Source organism: Flavobacterium suzhouense (genome assembly GCF_042684765.1).
Taxonomy (GTDB): domain Bacteria; phylum Bacteroidota; class Bacteroidia; order Flavobacteriales; family Flavobacteriaceae; genus Flavobacterium; species Flavobacterium suzhouense.
In genome coordinates this window covers 64,889-87,478 of sequence record NZ_JBHUMD010000008.1, presented here as the reverse complement: position 1 = coordinate 87,478, position 22,590 = coordinate 64,889, and the positions used below count along the sequence as shown (strand labels likewise).

At 39.7% G+C, this 22,590-nt stretch carries 8 protein-coding genes; 4 read left to right on the top strand and 4 right to left on the bottom strand.

Annotated elements, in window-relative coordinates:
- Positions 1–6,615 (bottom strand): choice-of-anchor L domain-containing protein (locus ACFSR3_RS08350; protein WP_379820564.1); only part of this gene is annotated, 6,615 nt, incomplete at its 3' end.
- Between the two features lie 271 nt (positions 6,616–6,886).
- Positions 6,887–14,668 (bottom strand): choice-of-anchor L domain-containing protein, encoded by a 7,782-nt coding sequence (locus tag ACFSR3_RS08345; RefSeq protein ID WP_379820563.1) that lies wholly within the window; start codon positions 14,666–14,668, stop codon positions 6,887–6,889.
- Positions 14,669–15,153: 485 nt separating this feature from the next.
- On the opposite strand from ACFSR3_RS08345, the gene ACFSR3_RS08340 reads away from it, so the two are divergent.
- The 4 genes from ACFSR3_RS08340 to ACFSR3_RS08325 all read left to right on the top strand — a co-directional run bounded on the left by ACFSR3_RS08340 (position 15,154) and on the right by ACFSR3_RS08325 (position 21,367).
- A complete protein-coding gene (locus ACFSR3_RS08340) occupies positions 15,154–16,986 on the top strand; it encodes a cytochrome-c peroxidase (protein WP_379820562.1) in 1,833 nt (610 codons plus the stop codon).
- A 179-nt stretch (positions 16,987–17,165) separates the two neighbouring features.
- Positions 17,166–19,571: an alkaline phosphatase PhoX gene (locus ACFSR3_RS08335; protein WP_379820561.1), complete on the top strand. Its 2,406-nt coding sequence runs from the start codon at positions 17,166–17,168 to the stop codon at positions 19,569–19,571.
- Between the two features lie 58 nt (positions 19,572–19,629).
- The gene (locus ACFSR3_RS08330) at positions 19,630–20,553 is read left to right on the top strand and encodes a leucine-rich repeat domain-containing protein (RefSeq protein ID WP_379820560.1); all 924 of its coding nucleotides are present in this window, start codon (positions 19,630–19,632) and stop codon (positions 20,551–20,553) included.
- A 253-nt stretch (positions 20,554–20,806) separates the two neighbouring features.
- Entirely contained in the window at positions 20,807–21,367 is a 561-nt protein-coding gene (locus ACFSR3_RS08325; protein ID WP_379820559.1) for a Smr/MutS family protein, read from the top strand.
- A gap of 24 nt (positions 21,368–21,391) precedes the next feature.
- On the opposite strand, the gene ACFSR3_RS08320 is transcribed toward ACFSR3_RS08325, so the two are convergent.
- On the bottom strand, positions 21,392–21,958 hold the full coding sequence (locus tag ACFSR3_RS08320) for a pentapeptide repeat-containing protein (protein ID WP_379820558.1): 567 nt from the start codon (positions 21,956–21,958) through the stop codon (positions 21,392–21,394).
- A gap of 75 nt (positions 21,959–22,033) precedes the next feature.
- Positions 22,034–22,552: a DUF6265 family protein gene (locus ACFSR3_RS08315; RefSeq protein ID WP_379820557.1), complete on the bottom strand. Its 519-nt coding sequence runs from the start codon at positions 22,550–22,552 to the stop codon at positions 22,034–22,036.
- Between the last annotated feature and the right edge of the window lie 38 nt (positions 22,553–22,590).

Genomic DNA, 22,590 nt, shown 5'->3' with positions numbered 1-22,590 from the left:
AGTACATTCAGGGGTAGTTCCGCTGGAAGCGACTATATTAAATGTGGTAGTTTCAGTAATAACAGTACCTGCAACAACAAGTGCATTAGTAGTTGCATTATAGTAATTGTTATTTGCACTAAGTACAGGAAGCTCATAGCTGCCACAAGCAGTAACGTCAGCCGGAGCATCAGCAACCGGTGTAGGTATTACCGCTACATTAACTGTAGAAGTAGCAGTACAACCTGTTCTGTCAAGAACTACAGTATAGGCACCGGCCTCAGTAACTGTAATCGAAGCGGTAGCTTCGGCAAGCGGAGCTCCGTCTTTAGTCCAGGTATAGGTAACAGGAGTCGTATCAGTATCAGTAATTACAACCTCGATAGTTCCTGAAGTTCCTTCACAAATTGAGTAATCAGGCGTGATAGTATATACAGGCGTAAGATCCTGAACAATCAGGTCAAACGGTTTCACGCCATAACATCCTGTTGTGCTGTATACCGTTCTGGTCCACAGTGTTTGCAGGTTAGCTGTTGTATTGGCAAACGTAGTATAGGTTGCTGAATCAATAGCATTCACACCGTTATTAGCATCATCTTGAGTTAAGTGAATTGAAACTGTAAAGTCGGCCGGAGTTGTTACCGGAGCAAGCAGTGCAGTTACATTAGGAGTCAGGTCAAAAGTACTGAAACCTGAAGCATCACATGCTGTAAGGTTTGCAGGAGTACCGGTAAGACCGTTAATTGAATTATAGTTTTCAATAACTACTTTACCTTCATAGGTACAAGATATATTATCCATGCTTACCTGAACACCATAAGTTCCCGGTTCAGTAACAACATAAGTAGGTTCAGTAGCACCAGGTATAGTAATACCATCTTTAAACCATTCATAGTTGTATTGGTTACCTGTCATTCCACTGTCAAGTGTATAGGTTTCGGTGTCACATAGTGCAGTACCATCAGCTACCAAACGGTCACCTCCAAGGTTAAGTTCTCCAATATCAAAGCTACCTCCACCAAGGAATACGGCAGATGCTCTGGCTCTGTCATTGTAGTCGGCAATAACTAGTTTTATATGATAAATTTCTCCCGGAATAACATCAGCTTCAGCTTTCATAGGAACTGTCTGGCCATTAAAGTTAATAGCAGCTCCTAATGGCTGAGCAAAGTTATTTTGTCCAAAATATTCAATGTTCTGAGAACCACAACTTACGTTATACTGGCCATCTTTAATATTCGTTACTGTAACAGGAATAGTAGTTCCCGGAATAACAGCCAGGTTCTTCTTATTACCGTTTGGTTCGGTAAGGATAAATGCAAATGCATCGGTAAAAGTACATTGATATGCACCATATTCTGTTGAGGCAAATAAGAAATCGAAACTAAACTTATTTGTTAATGGTACGAAGTCAAATTCCAAAACTGACGCATCGTTAGTTCCTGAAGCCTGTGTTGCATCATTAGCTACAATAATGCTGTTAAGCTCTGCGTCACCAGGCCATGTATTCGCATCAGATCCAATATTAGAGCTGTTTACGAATGGACCTTCAGCCAGCTGCGCTTTACCTGTAGACATTACAACGCCGTAATTGAAAGGGAAAGTAGCGCCATTAGCATCAAAGTAAGCAATACTCGCTGTACCGTTTACATCTGCTAAAGATTTAGAAGTAATGTTGCTCACCAATGCACATTCAGAGTTTATCAATACTTCGCTGACAAGTTGCTCTGTACTATAAGTATCTGTAACTACACTAATAGGTGTGTTAGGTATTCTTACACATATATTAAACTGCGATGTTTGGTTAGGATCGGCAGTATTAGTATACACCCTTATTTTATAGGTATTACCTACAACAAGATTAGCCGCTGTACTTGCGTTTGCATCACTACAATATAGTTGTGTTAACGAACCGCATTGATTTCCTGAATATACCACGTGGTATAAATCTGAAGTAGTACCGGTAATGTAAGATAGCGATATTAGGTGTGTAGTATGAGTTGCTGTAAACTCAAACCAGATATCATCATCATCATTTGTATTTCCACATGTGTTAGGTTCAGGTGATGCTGTAGCTCCATATACGTTAGCAACAGTACTTAAATTACAGTTTGCATCCTGGTTAACTCCTAATACTATAGCATTTGCACATTCATCATTAGGTGCCGGTGGAGGTGGAGTACTAACACAAAGCTGGAATTTAGAACTTTGATTAGGAGTAGAAGTAGCACTCCATACTCTTATCTTATAAGTTTGGCCAACTGTAAGATTGGACGCTAGGCTCTGGTTTATGTCGCTACAATAAAGCTGTGTAAGCGATCCGCATGCGCTACCCTGGTAAACCGAATGGTAAAGATCATCTGTACCTGAGTTAACGTTTTTAAGGTCTATAATGTGGGCTGTGCTTGTTGCTACAAATTCAAACCATACATCATCGTCTGCTGTATTGCTGCAAGTGTTTGCCTGAGGTGAAGCTGTCGCAGAGGCGATAGTTCCATTAACAACGTTATCACAAACGGTTGTAGGGTTAGTAAGTACAACAATAGCATTAGCACACTCATCATTTACAGGTGCCGGTGGAGGTGTTCCTATACAAACGCTAAAAGTTGTATTTTGTTTAATTGTCGCTGTATTGGCAACTTTTGTGTAAACTCTTATGTAATAGGTTTGACCTATAGTCAGATTATTAGCAAAACTCTCGTCAGGATCACTACAATATAAAGGCGTGGTAGCAGTACCTGCCGCTGCATGCAGTTCATGATATAAATCGGTAGTAGATCCGTTAATACCTGTAATCTTTATTTTGTGAGTTGTGTTTTGTGCTACAAACTTAAACCAGACATCGTTTGTTGCTATTAGTCCTGTTGCTGTACAAATAAGAGGTACAGAAGACTGTGAAGCCGAAATCACGCTTCCTGCCAATGGGTTTTCACAATCATAATTAGGACTTACAGGAACCGTTAATGCACCTGCAAATTCATCATTTGCCGGTGGAGCAGGCGGAGTGGTAAGACACAACTGGAATGTTGTTTTCTGTAATGGTGTAGATGTAAATGTCCAGATTCTTATTTTATACGTCTGACCTACCACAAGCCCAGTATGCGTAGTAGCATTTGCAGTTATTGTACCACAAGAAACAACCTGAGATAAAGCAGTGCAGTTTCCTGAGTATAGTGTATGGACAAGCTGAGTTGAGTTTGTTATATTGCTAAAGTTTACATTTACTGAAGTACTTGTAGCAACAAATTCGTACCAAATATCGTCATCAGGAGTTCCTGTACATGTGGTAGTAATTCCTGATGATGCCGTTGCTCCATAAACATTACCTGAAGCAAAATTAGTGCATGTTAAATCAGGGCTAACTGTAAGCGTTGTAGGGTTGCTACAATCATCGTTAAGTGGTTTTAATGCAAAATAGAAAGGCCCTGCCCATTGGCTTTTGCCAACGGTACTTCCGCAGTTAGTTCTGATATAATATACATATTGTGTACCATAAGTGACAGCACCCGGCGATAATGTATATTCGCTTACTCCTGCATAAGGAACACCCGAAGTTGATGCTGTAGGAGGGATGTGGCCATCTGCCTCATCTAAAAATATCTCCCAGTTCGATGCCGTACCTGTCTGATCCCAGTCTAGTGTAGCGGTTGTATTAGTAACATTTTTTACAGCCAGGTTTGTAGGTTTGTCGCAGGTAACAACTCTAACGTTAAGGTTGTCAAGAGCTGCTGCCGGAAGGCCAACGTTGTTAAAGTCGTTTCTCCACTCAAATACGAGTCTTCTGGTTGTTCCTGCATAAGCAGTTACCGGAGTGGCAAGATATTTTGTTGTCCATTCAGGTGAATTGTTAAGATCGCCACCTACTTTTATTCTGTCTCCTGCTCCGGCAGCAGCAGCTAGTATTTGTGTTCCCGGTGTTGGTGCAAAAGTAACTGGCACCATCCATACTCTCATATAATCTACAGGTAGGGATCCGGATCCAGTTTCTCCAAGACATTTAAAATCAAATTCAATTGCAACTTCTGTTGCTCCTACAGGAATGTTAATATCTCTGTATGCATGAACAACACATGCCGGTGAACTGTTAGCATAACCATTAGTCAGGCCTTCATCATTTGTAATATATAATGATTTTGTAGCACTACTGCTTGTTGCCGAGCCTACCACCCATTTGTTTATCTGTGTTCCGTTTAGGAAAGAAAATTCATGGCTAGGTCCATCGAAGTTTTGTGTCAGGTCAAGATTCGCCGGTACCTGAGGTATAATTACAGATACAGGTCCTGTCCAGAAACTTTTTCCAGATGCACCACAGCTGCTTCTTACCCATACATAATAGGTTTGCGAAGATGAGAGTGATGGTATAGTAGCGCTAGTTGCAGGGGCTGATACGCTTCCTTGAGCCACAGTGGTTTCTGTAGGAGCAGTTGTGGTTGTTGAATAGTAATATTCATATTCTGATGGTGTAGTTCCTCCCGGTGCTACCCAGTTAAATGTTGCACTGCTAGGTGTCGCCGATACGAGTGTAAGTGCTGTTGGCGAAGAACAACTGATAACTTTTACAGCAAGATTATCAATAGCTCCCGGTGTTTGTGTACCTACAGCAGTGTTATTAGTCCATTCAAATACCAGTCTTCTGGTAGAGTTTGAAAGGGCGGCAGCTTCTACTACAAGGTTTTGTAGTGTCCAGTCCGGAGTAAGCTGTAAATTACCGCCAACCTGAATTCCACCGCTATTAGCAGTAGTTATCGCAGTACCGGCTGTAGGTACAAATGTTGTAGGTACAAGCCATGCTCTTACATAGTCGGCATTACTTTGCCCGTTTACTTTTAAATCAAAAGATACACTAAGCTGACCAACAGCAGCGGGTATTATAATATCTCTATATGCATGAACTATTGATGCAGAAGTTATGGTATAGGCATTTGTTAAACCATTATCATTACTTATATATAAAGATTTCGTAGCGCTGTTAGATGTAGCATCTCCTACATGCCATTTGTTTGCCTGGCTTCCGTTTACTATTGAAAAACCATGTGTTGCAGCATCAAAATTTTCTATATAAGGTAAAGCAACAGAAACCTGAGTTGTAGAGAAAGCAAATGGGCCCGACCATATACTATAGGTGCCGTTATTACAGTTTGCTCTTACATAGTACTCATAATTAGTAGCAGGACTAAAGTTTACACCTGCTGTTGTAGCCGTAATATTCAGGTTTGTATTTTGGGTTACATTTTGCACGTTACCTGTAGGTAGTCCTAAACCTGCGTTTTGCACTACAATTTGCCATGCAGTAGCAGAACTCGTCCACGATAAATTTACAGATGTAGCTGTATTTCCATTTGCTGTAAGCGCGGTTGGTTCGCTACATGCTACCTGTTGTATTGATAATGTATATGGTGTTGTTTGTGGGCTACCATTACTACTTACTACAAAATAATATGTAGTATTGGCAGTTACTGCAAAAGAAGGTATGATTGCAGAAGCAGAAGAAGATGCAACTGCCCCCGCAAGACAGCTGGTTCCTATAGATGAACATGAATTGTATACAAAAAGGCCTGCGGCACCCCCCGTATTAGATAGTGAGATGTGAATGTTTCCGTTTGTAGTAGCAGTATATGAATATATAACTTCATTGCCATTAAGATAGTTTCCGGTTGCTACACAACTTGTTCCCGGTGTTCCGTCTACGTGGTCGCCAAAATTAGCTGTGTTATTTGTAGTGCTGTACGGTAATGTAGCAGGTATAATTATTGGGTCAGAACAGTATTCGCCCAAAGCATTAGTTGAATATGGGAATGGACCTACCCAATCACTTTTTACCCCGCCTGTACAAACAGATCGTACATAGAATTTGTAATCACTATTTTCTGTTAGCCCACCTTGTGTATATGGAAGTGTTCCTGAATAACTTACACCTGTGCCTGTTGGTATACCTAAAGCCGGTAAGTTCTCAATTTCCCATGATAGTGCGCCTGTGGGACTCGACCAGTTTAGTTCAGCACTACTAGTAGTAATATTTGCCACACTAAGATTAGAAGGAGGATCGCAAGGAGTAACAACTTCTACATTGTCAATGAGCCATCTGTCCATATTGTCACCTTCCATTATAAATGCTATACGGATTTGCTGGCCAATATAGGCAGCAGGGAGAGCAAACGATTTTTGATTGTAAACAGTTTGTGTAGGGTTAAGTACAAATTCCGACATAGGTGCTACAAGATCTACCCATGGAAGGTTTTGTACAGGTACTGATGAATCAGTGACAATCGCTATCTTAATTTTGTAAATACTTCCCTGATCTCCAAGAACTGTAAGTCGTGAAGAGAAATTTAATTTAGCATTTAAGGGACCGTTAAACTGTGGTGTAATTAACCAGTTTGTGGGTATAGGTGCTCCCGGCGATACATTTTCTCTTTGCAGGTATGCTGCATAAGATCCTGTTTCAGGTGGGGTGTTGGTATCACCTAAAGTGCTTTGTTTCCAGGTGATGTTTCCTATCTGATTGTATACAACCCAACCTCCCTGGGGTGCAGCCGGGGTACCTGTCCATGGAGATTCAAATCCTTCCATAGCAAGCTGCCCATAAGTACAAAAAGACAGTAATGATACTATGATCATCAATGTAAATTTCCTCATAATTATAACGTTAGCTTAATTTGAGGGCAAAGTTATCTAAAGATTAAATAGGAGGTTAATTAAAATTGAACTTTTCTGTCTTTTTTCTTTAACACTTTTGAGTTATTTGTTATAGAATTATTATTTTATAGATTAATTGTTGTTTTTAACTTTTTTAAAAGTAGGAATTATTTATATATTAAATAGCTGATAATGTATAAAAATAAAGGGCTGCCTGAGAGGCAGCCCTTTGTAATGTATATAACTTATTTGTGTTTAAAAGTTACAAAAATTAATTTTGACGATTAATATATATCCAACCGGTAGTAGATTCACCTGTAGAACGTTCTATCATATAGAAGTATGTTCCTGTTGGTAATTCATCACCTTTATTGGTTTGACCAACCCATTCATTCTTATAATCGTTTTTAGTATATACTTCCTGACCATAACGGTTGTAAATGCTCAGTTTTTTAACGTTAAGAGTAGAAAGGTCAAATGCATCGTTGTATCCATCACCGTTTGGTGATATACCTCTCTGAATATCACAGCTGGTGTCTGAAATCACAATAGAGTCTTCTCCAATACATCCATCAGGTGTAGTAATGGTTATAAAATATTCACCTGATGAAGGAGCAGCAAACTTACGTGCGGCAGATGTAAATCCATTAGGGCCTGTCCATGAGTAAGTGGCTGTATCAATATTGAATGAACCATCTATATCTGTCACTTCGATCATGAACTCTCCACCTTCACAACCATCAACAATCAGAAGATCTATCTGGGCAGTATTTTGACTTACCAGAACGCTTTCAGAATGAGTACAGTTGTTTACAGTTACAGTTAGGGTATATGTTCCGAATCCTGAAGCAACTATACTGCTTCCTCCTGTTAGAGGAGCTCCTTCAAGAGACCACTCATAGGTAGCATCACCAAGATTAAAGTTGGCTCCGCTAACATTTATAGTGATGTTAGAAGCAACACAAGAAGACTGAGGTTCTCCAAGACTAAATACCGGAGTAGGAGTTACAGTTACAGTAAACATATGCTCATCAGAACAGTTTCCGTTTTGGGCAAATACATAAATCTGTTGAGAAGAAGAAATAAGATCTCCTGCTGCAAGCGGATTACCTGTACCACCAGGACCAGTATAATAGTTTCCTGTAGTAAGAGCCGGAAGCACATAGCTGTCACAAACGCTTACATCACCAGGTGTGTCTACCACAGGAGTTGGGGTAATAGTTACTGTAAAGCTTTCTTCACCAAAACAGTTTGGAGTACCACCTGTTTCTTCATATACATAAATTAACTGAGTACTTGTAATTACATCACCTTCACTAAGCATAGTGCCTGTTCCGTTTGGACCAGTATAGTAGTTGTTGCTTGAATGAACAAGTGCAGGAAGCTCGTAGCTATCGCAAGCAATCTGGTCACCCGGAGATGCAACTACTGGGTTAGGCGTAATAGTAATAGTAAATGTGTTTTCAGAAGTACAGTTAGGAGTAGTACCACTTTCTGCACGAACAATCAATGTTTGTGAAGATGTAATAATCTCACCGGCATTAACAGGAACATTAGCTAAAGTAAAGTAACCATTTCCTGGGCTAAGTGCAGGTAAAGTATAGCCACCGCAAATTGCCACATTAGCAGGAGCGTCTGCAACAGGAATTGGAGTTACCACAACGTTAACTGTCGCGCTTGTTGAACATCCTGTTCTGTCAAGAACTACCGTATATGCTCCACCTTCTGTAACTGTTATTGATGGAGTAGTGTCAGGAAGTGGATTTCCGTCTTTAGTCCATGTATATGTTACAGGGTTAGGGTCAGTGTCAGTAATTACTACATCAATAGTGTCAGATGTTCCGTCGCATATTGAGAAGTCACTATCAATGGTGTATTGAGGAGTAAGATCCTGAACTACCAGATCAAATGATTTAATACCAACACATGTTGTTACATTATATACTGTTCTTGTCCAAAGAGTCTGAAGGTCTTCAGTAGTATTTGCAAAAGCAGTATATGTAGCAGGGTCGATAGCGTTTACAGCATTGTTAGCATCATCTTCAGTTAAATAGATAGAAACATCAAAGTTAGCTGGATCTGTAGGTAACGATAGTAGCGCATTTACATTTGGAGTCAGGTCAAAAGTACTGAAACCAGAAGCGTCACATTGAACCAGATTTACAGGGTCTCCTGTAAGTTCGTTAACCGGAGTATAGAACTCAACAACTACGATACCTTCATATGAGCAAGAGATATTATCTATTGTAACCTCTACACCATAAGTACCAGATTCGGTAACTTCATAAGTAGGCTGGTCAGCATTAGGGATAAGATCGCCGTCTTTGTACCATGCATAGTTGTACTGATCACCAATAAGGCCGGAATCAAGGGTTTTACTTTGAGTATCACAAAGTGCAGTTCCGTTATCTACAGTAAGGTTACCACCCATGTCGATTTCTCCAATATCAAATGTACCACCACCTAAGAATACGGCAGAGTTAAATAATGAATCTGAGTAATCGGCAATAACAAGCTTAATATGATAACTTGTATTTGGTATAACATCGGCTTCTGCTGTCAGAGGTTTTGTTTGCCCCTGGAAGTTGATAGCTGCTGCCATCGGATCCGTTTGGTTCATTTGTCCAAAATACTGAACGTTCTGAGAACCACAACCTGTGTTGTACTGCGAGTCTCTAATATTGGTAACACTCACAGGAATGTTAGTATTAGGAAGAACGGCAAGGTTTTGTTCATTACCATCTGAGTCGGTAAGGATAAATGCAAACGCATCAGAGAATGTACATTGGAAAGTACCATATTCAGAAGATGCAAACAGGAAGTCGAATGTAAATTTATTCGTTAGCGGAATAAAGTCAAATTCAAGAAGCGTTGCATTTTGAGTACCATTTACCTGTGCCGGGTTGTTGGCAACGATAATATCATTCAGGTCGGCATCGCCTACCCAGTTCAATGCACCACCTCCGGTATTAGTACCTGTATAAGGTCCCTGAGCAAGTACAGCATCACTAGTTGCAAGTACAACCCCATAAGAGAATGGGAAAGTAGCACCATTAGCGTCAAAATAACTGATACTTGTTGCTCCACCAAAATTTGACTGTGATACAGACGTAATGTTACTCACAAGAGCACATTCTGAGTTAATCAATACTTCATTTACTAACTGGTCTACAGTGTATAAGTTAGGGTTAACAACTATAGGCGTATTAGGAATTCTTATACATACATCAAACTGTGTAGTTTGAGCTGTTGTTGCATTAGAGTATACTCTGATCTTATACTCGTTTCCAACAATAAGACCACTTGCAACACTTGAGTTAGCGTCACTACAATATACCTGAGTAAGAGTACCACAGTTAGTACCTGAATAAAGAACATGGTATAAATCGGTTGTACTACCTATAATATTAGTTAAAGATATCAGGTGAGTTGTATGAGTTGCTGTAAACTTAAACCAAACGTCGTCATCGTCATTAGTATTTCCGCAAGTATTTGCTTCAGGCGATGCTGTTGCACCATATACGCTTGCAGTAGCTGTTAGCGTACAGTTAGAGTCCTGGTTAACCGGTACAGTGATAGCAGTCGCACACTCATCATTTGTTGGAGGAGGTGGAGGAGTGCTTACACATAGTTGGAAGGCACTTGTCTGGTTAAGAGTAGCTGTATTAGTCCACACTCTTACCTTATATGTTTGCCCCGCAGTTAAACCTGTAGCAAGACTATAGTTAGGATCACTACAGTACAATTGTGTTAATGTACCGCATACATCACCAACATAAACAGCGTGGTAAAGATCTGTTGTAGAACCTGTAATGTTTTTAAGTTCTATAATGTGCGCTGTGCCGGTAGCAACAAATTCAAACCAAACATCATCGTCATCATTAACGTTACCACATGTATTTGCTTCAGGAGATGCAGTTGCCGATTGAACAGTTCCGTCTACTACATCTTCGCATATCATAGTTGGGTTAACCGGAGCCGTTATCGCACCGGCACATTCATCATTTGCAGGAGGTGGAGGTGGAGTTCCTACACACACATTAAATGCTGATGTCTGTCCTGCAGTTGCTGTCCATGAATATATACGTATATAATAGGTTTGTCCAACAGTTAGGTTGTTAGCCCAGCTATCATTAGGGTCGCTACAGTATAATTGCGTTAGAGCTCCACAGTTTGTACCAGAGTAAAGCACGTGGAATAAATCTGTAGTACCCCCTGTAATGTTTAGAAGGCTGATTCTGTGAGTTGCATTAGTGGCTACGAATTTAAACCATACGTCATCATCATCAGTACCTCCACAAGTATTTGCTTCCGGTGAAGCTGTCGCAGAATAGATAGTTCCGGCTGCAGTATCAGAACATACTAAAGTAGGATTTACAGGTACAGTAACTGCTCCTGCACAGTCGTCGTTTGCCGGCGGTGGTGGCGGAGTAGTGATACATACCTGGAATGCTGATGTCTGTCCTGCGGTTGCAGTCCATGAATATACTCTTATGTAATAAGTTTGTCCTACAACAAGGTTATTAGCCACACTGTTATTAGGATCACTACAGTAAAGCTGAGTTAATGCACCACAGTTGTTTCCTGAATATACAACGTGGAAAAGGTCGGTAGTACTTCCTGTTACATTGTTCAGGTTGATGTTGTGGGCTGTGTTGGTAGCTACGAATGTAAACCAAACATCGTCGTCTTTAGTACCGCCACACGTAGTAGTTTCAGTAGATGCAGTTGCACCTAAAATACTTCCGTTTACAAAATTCGTACAGTTTAAGTCCGGATTTGTAAGCACAGGTGTAGCATTAGCACAGTCGTCATTTGCCGGTTTAAGTGCAAAGGTAAACGGTCCTGCCCATTTACTGTTTCCGTCAGTGCCACCACAAATGGATCTTACGTAGAATACATATTGTGTACCAGGCATAAACGTACCTACAGCTGGTGTAAGTTCGCTTGTTCCTGTAACTGGAGTTCCTGTTGTTGTTGCAGTAGGAGCTACTGCGCCCGTTGCAGGCATGTAAACAACTTCCCAGCTGGTTGCCGATCCCGGTTCTGTCCAGTCTAGCGTTGCATTAGTACTTGTAACGTTAGTTGCAGTAAGATTAGCCGGTTTAGGACAGGTAACTACAGATACATTGATATTATCAACTGCACCTGCAGGCTGCGCACCTAAAATACCGTCATTTCTCCATTCAAATACTAAACGTCTTGTCTGGTTTTGGTAAGTAGCAACCGGAGTGTCAAATGAAATATTTGTCCAGTCAGGAGTAGTTTGAAGGTTGCCTCCCAGCTGTACCCTGTCTCCCGAACCTACAGCAGCTGCTGTAATTTGTGTTCCTGTAGTTGGTACAAAAGTAGTTGGTACCATCCATACCCTGATGTAGTCCCATCCTGCTTCTCCCACAGTTTTGTAGTCAAAGGTTACTGATATTTCACCAGCAGTCGCAGGGATAGTAATATCTCTGTATGCATGAACTACAGATGCAAGGTTAACATTATAACCGTTAGTAGCTCCGTTGTCATTAGTTACATACAAAGAGTTTGATGGGCTTAAACTTGTTGCCGATCCAACAACCCAAATATTAGGCTGAGTTCCATTGCTAAGTGAGAAGTTGTGAGCTCCTGAGTCAAAATTCTGAACAAGATTTAAAGTTGCCGGAATTTGAGGAACTACAACAGCTACCGGGCCTATCCAGAAACTCTTGTCTGTTGCACCACATGTGCTTCTTACCCACATATAATAGGTTTCAGACGGGTTTAGAGGAGATATGGTTGCAGTTGTTGTTGTACCACCTACGACGCTTCCTGATGGAGCTGTAGTAGCAGTAGGTCCTGCAGCTGAGTTTTGAGAATAGTAATACTCATAACCTGCAGGTGGAGTGCCAGAAGGAGCTGTCCATGTATATGTTGCACTTGATTGTGTAGCCGATGCCATAGTGAGTGCTGTCGGAGCCGGACATGTAACAACCTTAATATTAAGATTGTCTATAGCTCCGGCTGGTTGTGCACCTGTAAAGGCGTCATTTCTCCATTCAAATACAAGTCTTCTTGTACCTGTTATCGCAGAAACGTTTACTGTGTTATTTACAGTTGTCCATGTTGGGTAAAGATGGAAGTTTCCACCTACCTGAACCCCACCACTGTTTGCTGCTGTAATTTGAGTGCCCGGCGTAGGTGTAAAGCTAACCGGTACCAGCCATGCTCTAATGTAGTCAGTAGCGCTTTGTCCACCGGCCTTAACATCAAAAGACACACTGATTTGACCTGTACCTGCAGGAATAGTAATATCTCTAAATGCATGTACAACAGACGCTGTAGTTATGGTATAAGCATTAGTAATACCATTGTCGTTACTTATATATAAAGAGTTTGTAGGGCTATTGAAAGTAGCTCCTCCTACATACCATTTATTTGCCTGTGTACCATTGTTGATCGAGAATCCATGAGCCGCCGGCCCATCAAAATTCTGGTTGTACTCTAAAGCTACCGGAACCTGAGTAGTTGAAAAAGCAAAAGGTCCGGTCCAGATACTATAAGTTCCGTTTCCACAATCTGCTCTTACATAGTATTCATAGTTCGTGGCTTCAGTGAAGTTTTGGATGTTGCTGCTTCCTATAGTTGAAGAAACAGGAAGGTTAGTATTTTGCGTTACAGTTTGCCCTGCTCCGGTTGGTAATCCGCTGCCTGGTGTTTGCACCACAATTTGCCATGAAGTAGCTGTGCCTGCAGCCCATGAAAGCTGAGCTGATGTTGGTGTCTGCCCACTTGCCGTAAGACCTGTAGGAGCGGCACAGTTTACCTGTTGTAATATTAATGTATAAGGAGTAGTTTGTGGGGTTCCGTTTGTACTTACCACTATGTAGTATGTTGTATTAGCAGTAACTGCAAATGTAGGTATCACACCGGCAGCAGTAGCCGAAGCAGTTACACCGGCAAGACAGCTAACACCTATTGAAGTACAGTTTGCATAAACAAACAATCCTGCATTTCCGCCTGTACCCGATAGGCTTATATAAATGTTTCCACTGGTAGTAGGGGTATATGAATATACTACATCATTACCGGCAAGGTAGTTCCCTGTAGCATTACACCCTGTACCAGGAATACCTTCATAGGTATCGGCAAAGTTTACAGTGTTATTGGTTGTAGTGTATGGTAATGTACTTGGAATTACCAATGGATTACTACAAATTGCGCCTGTAGCGGCTGTGTTGTAAAAGAAAGGACCTATCCAGTCGCTTTGCCCTCCATCACTACATATTGAGCGTACATAAAATTTGTAAGGTGTGTTTTCTGTAAGTCCACCCTGTGCATATGGTGGTAATCCGTTATAAGTGATTCCTGTACCTGTAGGAGGATTCGCAGCCGGAAGATTTTCAATTTCAAATGTCGTTACACCATTAGGACTTACCCAGTTTAAGTTAGCACCTGAAGTGGTTACGTTACTTACTGATTGTGTTGAAGGCGGGCTACATTGAGAGACCACTCTTACATTATCAATCAGCCAACGATCCATGTTATCACCCTGCATAATAAAGGCGATACGAATTTGTTGTCCAACATAGGTAGCAGGAACAGGGAATACCTTGTTTACATACTCCGTTTGTGTTGGATTCATAGCAAGTTCTCCCATTGGAGCTACAAGATCTACCCATGTTAAGCTTTGTACAGGTAGTGCAGGATTGTCTACTGCAATCATAATCTTGTAAGTACCTCCCTGGTCGCCCAGTACAGTTAAACGAGAATAAAATTCAAGCTGACCGTTTGTTGGTCCGTTAAAGGCTTTGGTAATGAGCCAGTTTGACGGGATTGGAGCAGACGGTGCTACGTTTTCCCGGTTAAGGTAAGCAGCATGGCTTCCCAAATAAGCAGGTGTAGTAGTGTTTCCTGCGGTAGTTTGAACCCATGTAATGGTTCCTATCTCACTGTATACTGCCCAGCCGCCAGGTGGTGCTGCAGGAGTTCCCGTCCAAGCGGTCTCAAACTCCTCCAGGGCGAGCTGCCCATAGCTACAGAAAGATAGCAAAGACGCAATAAGCATCAAAGTAATTTTCCTCATAGTATTTAAGTTTAGCTAAGTTAATTCTCAAAATTAACTAAAAAATAAGATAAATCTAACGTTAGTGTTAATAGTTTTAGGAATTATTTGTCAATTGTGCTTTTTGGTGGTGATTGAGTGTTTTTTATGTGAAAAAACTGATGTTTTTTATGTAAGAATAGTTCAATATGAAGTATGTTGGATAGTTGTACTTCCTTAGTAAATAAAGGTTGTTTTGTGAAGGTATTCAATAATTGTTAATGGATATAATTGTAAAATCTAACAAGTAGCGATGATATTGTTAAATTTTGAGAACTATATTTTTTTTGTAAGATTATTTTTATTTATAAGTGTTTCATAGCTTGTTTTTTAGGTATATTGTTGTTGAAAAATGAAAGGAAATTCACCGATGTGATATTATGAGAAGTTAATTATTATTTAATCGTTCATTAACATCATCATTTTATTAAGGGGGTAAGTTTGGCGTTTTAAAGAAAACGTTTAGTATGTTTAGTAAACTTAAATATTATTTCATTGCGGCGGTAATGGCTGGTTCGGTAGCTTTATCCCTCTCATTTACCTCTGAATCAGAATATAAAGAGTATCCGGTAGCTATTGCTCAGTTTACGGCTGATTTTAAAGAGGCAGCAATGCTTTTAGATAAAACAGCGGCCGATTTTCGTGCAGGGAAAGTTAGTGTTGACTCTCTAAGAAATACATTGGCCAGCACACGTATCAGTTACAAGAAGATTGAATTTTATCTGGCATATAATTATCCTGAATACGCAAATGAACATTTTAACGGAGCTCCCTTATTGCATATCGAAAAATCGGGGACCAGTCCGGTAGTATTGGCTCCGGAAGGATTGCAGGTGTTGGATGAGTTGGTTTTTTCTGATGAGGTAACAAATGAAAAAGCGCAAGTGTCGGCATTGGCTAAAAAGTTAAACAATAGCTATATCCTGCTTTTTGATAGCATGAATACCAAAACAGCAGGTAAAGAAAATATTTTTGCGTTAAGGTTGCAGTTGGTAAGGATATATGCATTAGGATTAACAGGGTTTGATACACCGGGCTCATTGAATGTTATTCCGGAAGCAAAATCTTCGCTTGAAGGCATGAAGACCTTTGTTGCCGAAAGTTATAGTCAGGAGCAGGTTAAAGCAATACTTGATTTATTTGATGGGGCTATAAGTTACCTTGATAAAAACGATTCTTTTGAAACGCTTGATCGTCTTGAGATTTTCAGGAAGTATATCGATCCATTATATAGACGTTTGGGTGAAATTGAATCAGGTAATCCTTCTCAGTTTCTAAAACAGACAGCTGCCTGGAATCCGGAGAGTAAATCAATTTTTGGTAACGATTTTCTGAATCCTTACTTTTTTACAGATTTAAAAGCGGGTGAAGATAGTGCTGAGCTGCGTAAATTGGGTGAAGCTTTATTCTATGATACTGCAATTAGCGGAGACGGAAAAATGAATTGCGCCAGCTGCCACCAACCGGAAAAAGGATTTGCTGATGGTATGCCTAAATCATTAAGCAATGTTCAAGGTAAAACGGTTCTGCGTAATGCACCTACTTTAATAAATGCGGTTTATGCCGATCGTTATTTTTATGACTTGCGTGCTTTTACATTGGAACAGCAGGCTGAACACGTAATCTTTAATGCTGATGAGTTTAATACTGCTTATTCGGCAATCCTTAAAAAACTTGCGGAAAGCCCTAAATATAAAACACAGTTTAAAGAAGTGTACGGAAAAGGTGAGATTACAAGAGAGAAGTTTTCTAAGGCTTTGGCTTCTTACGTACTATCATTACGTTCCTTTAATAGTGATTTTGATAAATATATAAGAGGAGAATCGGATGTACTGAGTCAGGAGGTTAAAAACGGATTCAATTTGTTTATGGGTAAGGCAAATTGTGCAACCTGTCATTTTGTGCCAACTTTTGCGGGTCTTGTTCCTCCTTTATACAGTGAGAATGAAAGTGAGATATTAGGAGTGTTGGCCGATCCTAATGCTAAACAGCCTAAGCTTGATTCGGATGAGGGAAGATGGTCAAATGCATTGCTTATTGAGTATGCGTGGATTTATGAAAAATCATTTAAAACCAATACAGTCAGGAATGCAGGGCTTACGGCACCCTATTTTCACAATGGGGCTTATGGTACGTTGGACGAGGTAATTGATTTTTATAACAATGGCGGTGGCGGTGGTCTTGGATTGAATGTTAGTAATCAGACACTTTCTCCGGATCCTTTAAATCTAACGGCTAAAGAGAAAAAAGAACTTATTGCCTTTATAAACTCTTTAAATGATATTCCTGTAAAAAGATAGTTTTTAAAATGTTAAGAAAACCGGGCTTAAGCCCGGTTTTTCGTTTAATATACACGTGATTAATTAAAGTTTAGTTTAAAAACCAAACCATTAGATAATCAATTCTTAAGAAGCTCTTCAGGCTAAGGAAATATTGCGAATCTACTTTTGTCTTTATAAAACAAAAACTAATTGACATCATGAAAAAACGTTTACTTAGTGTAAGTGCTCTATTGCTTTCAGCTGCAATTTATGCTCAGATTGGAAGCTACCCTGTAAGCAAGGGGTCACAATGGAAGTACCTTGATAATGGTACAAGCCAGGATGCTACAGACTGGAATATGCCAACTGCTGCAAACGCAGGATGGTTGTCAGGAAATGCTCCACTTGGATATGGAGATCCTACAGCTACGGTAATATCTTATGGTCCTGATTCAGGAAATAAATTCATTACTTCTTACTTTTATAGAGATATAGAAGTTAACGCTTCTACTCTTACTGAAATGGTAGAGTTTGGTGTTAGAAGAGACGATGGTGTTATTGTTTATGTAAACGGAGTTGAGGTTTTTAGAGACAATATGCCGGCAGAGCCAACAAATTACATGACTTTCTCATCTTCTACAATTGATGGTGCAAACGAAAAAAGATACTATATTTTTCAGGTGCCTAAATCAGCTTTTACTACAGGTCTTAACAGAATTTCTGCAGAAGTTCACAACCGTGACGGTTCAAGTTCTGATTTAGGGTTTGATATGTTTATCAGAAACACTAATGCAGATCTTGCTATTAGCTGTGATGAACCACATATTGGATGCTTTAGCTCAATCGCACCTACAGCTCAGCTTGATCACCTAATCATGGCTCCTGAATTCCGTTATCAGCTTCTTTTTAAAGAAGGTGAAAACTATATGACAGGTACAGGTACTGTTCCCGGTAACCACGATTTTACTGCTTATGTTCCAACCGGAGGAAGCAGCACTGTAGGACACCTTTCTGTTAATCAGGAAAATACTCCGGGTGGTGTTTCAATGCTAAACATACACTTAGATGAAGAAACTAAACTTTGGGTAGTTGACGATTCTAAAGCTGTTGATATGTATGATGCAAATCTTGTAACTACTTCAAGAAACTGTTCAGGAGGTCTTACTCCATGGGGAACTGTTATAACTACTGAAGAGGATACAGCTGCAGGTGATGCTAACGGTGATGGTTATGAAGATTTAGGATGGTTTGTAGAAATCGATCCTGTAACAGCTTCTGTTAAAGATTACGGAAACAACAAAAAAGAGAAACTTTGGGCTCTTGGCAGAATGAACCACGAGAACATTGTAATCACTCCGGATGGTACAACAGCTTATTATGGTGAAGATGGTGGTACACACTGTGTATACAAATTTGTTGCAGATACTCCTAATAACTTCACTTCAGGTAAGGTATATGTTCTTAAATTAGATTTGGCGCTTTCTAACGACGAGCCAAGTTCTGCTACTGCTACATGGGTATTAGTACCTAACACAACTCAGGCAGACCGTAACAACCTTAGAACTGTTGCCGGTACTCTTGGTGGTACTAACTTTAACGGTGTTGAAGATTGTGAGATTAGCCCAATCGACGGGAAAATCTACTTTACAAGTAAAGGTAAAAACCGTATCTACAGCTTTAGAGATAATGGTCTTACTATATCAGAATTTGAAACTTTTGCAGGAGGTATGGATTATACTATTGCCGGACCAAACGGAGCTGTAACTGAGCCATGGGCTGATGGTAATGATAACCTTACTTTTGACGATAAAGGTAACCTTTGGGTTCTTCAGGATGGTGGTCTTAACTACATTTGGGTAATCCGTCCTAACCATACACAAAGCAACCCTAAAATTGAGCTTTTTGCTTCAATGCCGGCTGGTGCTGAGCCAACAGGACTTACATTTACGCCAGACTTTAAATACGGATTCTTCTCTGTACAACACCCTAACGGTAACAATGCTGCTCAACAGGATGCTACTTTCGGAGATGTTACCTTTAACGCTTCTGCTGCAATAGTATTCGCTCTTGATGCTAATCTTGGTGCTCATACTCCGGCTGCTGATTTTACAGCTGACGTAACTACGGTTAACGAAGGTGAAACCGTAACATTTACAGACCTTAGTACAAACAACCCTACAAGCTGGTCTTGGACTTTTGAAGGTGGTGATCCGGCGACTTCTACTGAAGAAAACCCTGTTGTAACTTATGCTACTCCTGGTACTTATAATGTAACGCTTACAACATCTAACGTTGCAGGTACAAGCCCTGAGGTTGTTAAAGTTGAGTATATCGTTGTTGAAGAGATTCTTGGTACTGAAAACCCTCTTAAAGGTATGGTTAGCCTATATCCAAACCCAACTGACGGTAGAGTTACTGTAGACATCAACGGTGAGGCCGGTAGTGATGTTCTTGTTGAAGTATATGATATGCTTGGAAGAAAAGTTTCTGAAACTAAAGGACAATCTATAGGTGGAAACCAAAAACTTGATATAAACCTTTCTGCATCAGGTGAGCAAATCTATATCGTGAATGTTCACATTGGAGACAAAACTGGTACTTATAAACTTATTAAGAAAAACTAAGTAGTTGATTAATTTTTTCAGGGTCGGTATGCCATTATACCGGCCCTTTTTTGATTTTATGAAAATGAATAAAAAAACCGTTTCGGTATTGCTTTTGGCTATTTCTGCATTTTGGGGAACAACCACATTTGCTCAGGCTGTTAACCCTATTAAAGCACCTGTTTATTATAGTGTTGCCGATGCTTTAAAAGCAACAGGTGTTACCCAGCTTAACCTTAGGGACAGGCATTATTTTTCGGTGCCCAATGAAGTAGGGCAGCTAAAAGAGCTTCGCTTTATCAATTTAATGGGGAACAACCTGGAACACTGGGATGAGCCATTGTTTGAACTAACCCATCTTGAAATATTAAACCTTCAGGGTAATACGCTTAAATATATACCGTCGGAGATTGGTGTTTTTAAATCATTACAGGCACTTAACCTTTCTGATAATGATATTGCTACAATACCCGATGAAATCGAAAAACTGAAGAAACTGAAGTCGCTTCACCTTTCGGAAAATTTAATTACATCTTTGCCTACAGACATTGGCAAATGCAGTAACCTCGAAGTACTTGCTGTAGATAATAATCAGTTAAGCTATTTGCCGCAGAGCATTTCACAACTTAAAAAATTAAGAACACTGCATATTGGACGCAATCAGTTTAATGAGTTCGATAACGAATGGCTGAAACTGAAATCGCTTACAGACTTAAATATAGAATACAATCAGTTACGCAATTTTCCTAAAACTTTAGGCTCGTTAAAACAGCTTAAAACCATAATGGCCGATCATAATAAGCTTACCGCTTTGCCTGATGATATCACTAAGCTTGAGGTGCTTGAAATGTTATCGCTGGCCCATAATTCACTTACTCAGCTTCCGAAAGAGATAGCTAATATGAAAGGCTTAAGAACACTTATTCTTACTGGTAATCCTATTGGCGAAGCTGAAAAAAACAGGATTAAATTAGCATTGCCGGATTGCGCCATATATTTTTAAAATAAGCTATTTGGTCAGGAAAGTTTATATTTGCGGTAAATAAGAATACCCATTTACAGAAACTTACTTATGAAAACCATTTATATTATCTTGTTTTTTGCGGCTGCTTTTATGGCACTCTTCGAACAGTCTAAAGCGAAGCCAAATATGTTTATCATGATAGCATGCATAGTGATTTTCATGATGGGGATGATGAAGCTTATGTCTAAGGTTCCTTCTAAAAACCAGAGGAACGAAAAAGAATCAGGAGAAGATGAAGTTTAATGTTGGCGATGAGGTAATCGTACTGGACGATTCATTTAGTGGGCGTGTTAAGGCTTATAAAAACGGTAAAGTTATAATTGAAACTACTGATGGTTTTGAGTTGGTGTTTGAGGAAAATGAACTGGTTAAAAACCATAACAGTGGAGAGTTAAAATCTTTTTTTTCTAAGCAGAGCCTGGGTTCTGTGATAAGGGAAAAAGAAGAACCTAAGAAACGAAGCTTTGTAAAAGAAAAGAAATCCAGGAAAGATGAGTTTGTTCTTGAAGTAGATCTTCATATTGAAAAGCTTGTTCCAAGCAAAAGAGGAATGTCTAACTACGATATTCTTACCCTGCAGTCTGAAACGGCGAAGAGGCAACTTGACTTTGCCATAAAAAACAGGATGCAGAAAATTGTGTTCATACACGGTGTAGGTGAAGGGGTGCTAAAAGCAGAACTTGACTTTTTATTGGGACGTTATGAAGGTATTGACTTTCGTGATGCCGACTATCAAAAGTACGGGCTTGGAGCCACCGAAGTATTTATAAGGCAAAACGTAGACAGAAGATAAAAAAATCCGCCGTGGCGGATTTTTTTATTCTATATCAAGATTGTATTTGTTTAGTAAGCCGGGCAATCCATCTAAAGAGAATTTTGCACCTTCTATACGGTTGTTTTCCGGATCAAGGCTAAAATTGACAGCACTTCTCAGGTCGGCTTTTTCTAAGTTGGTGTTTTCAAAAACAGCATTACGCAAATTGCACTCGTCAAATGAAGCGCCCCTAAAATCGGCCTGAATCAGGTCAGACTCTTCAAGATTACATTTTTTAAAACGTATGTTTTTAAGTTTTAAGCCGTAAAATGAAGCAAGGTTAAGCTGGCAATCCGAAAACTGCATCGCAAGCAAGAATGGTTCGCAGATGCTAAAGTTTAATCCGGTCATTTTACATCCGTTAAATTCAACCTCCTTAAAAGCAGTACCTTTCAGGTTTGCCATTGTAAAATTGCAGTCGTTGAAAACACACTCTGTAAATACCATGCCTGTAAGATCTACAGATGAAAAATTGCAATTGTAAAATGTACAGTTGTCATATTCGCCTTTTTTCAGCGCCTGTGTTGTGTAGTCTAGCTTTTCGTATATTTTTTCCTGTAGTAACAGCATGATTTTTAAATTTTGGCTAAAATAGCAAAACCCCGCTTACGGCAGGATTTTGTTATTTAATTTAAAGTTAAGAATTTATCGTTTTTTCATGGCAAATTTCTCTGATGCCGGCTTGCCTTTCTGGATTCCGGATATTTCAGCAACTAACGAATCGTTGCCTACTTTGTTGTATGTTATTTTATTTGGGAAATCGTGTTTAGGGTTTTCAAAAACTATCTGATTAGTTGTCGATGAGGTCATTTCAAAATCAACAGCTTCGCCATTATTTTGGTTGGGTACGGTTACAGTATAAGTAAGCTTGCCATTTGCCTCCCATAATTTTACATGTTCTGCAAAAACGGTGTCCTTGTTCTCTTTCACAAAATAAGACTCACCATGAAAAACAGAATCATTCTCTTTTTTCCAGCGTTCGGTAAGTTCACCCTCGTTAGATGTGTTTGCCCACTCACCAAGAAACCAGTTTGCCTTTTCAATATTGCTATAAGTTTTTTCAGTGGTGCCTTCTGTAGTGGAAATATCTGTAGAAGTTTCCTTTTTACAGGCCGTTAGCATCAAAAAGGTTGTAACTATAGCTAATGTAATTTGTTGTTTCATAATTGATTTTTTAGAAGGATTAACAAAGATGCAAAATA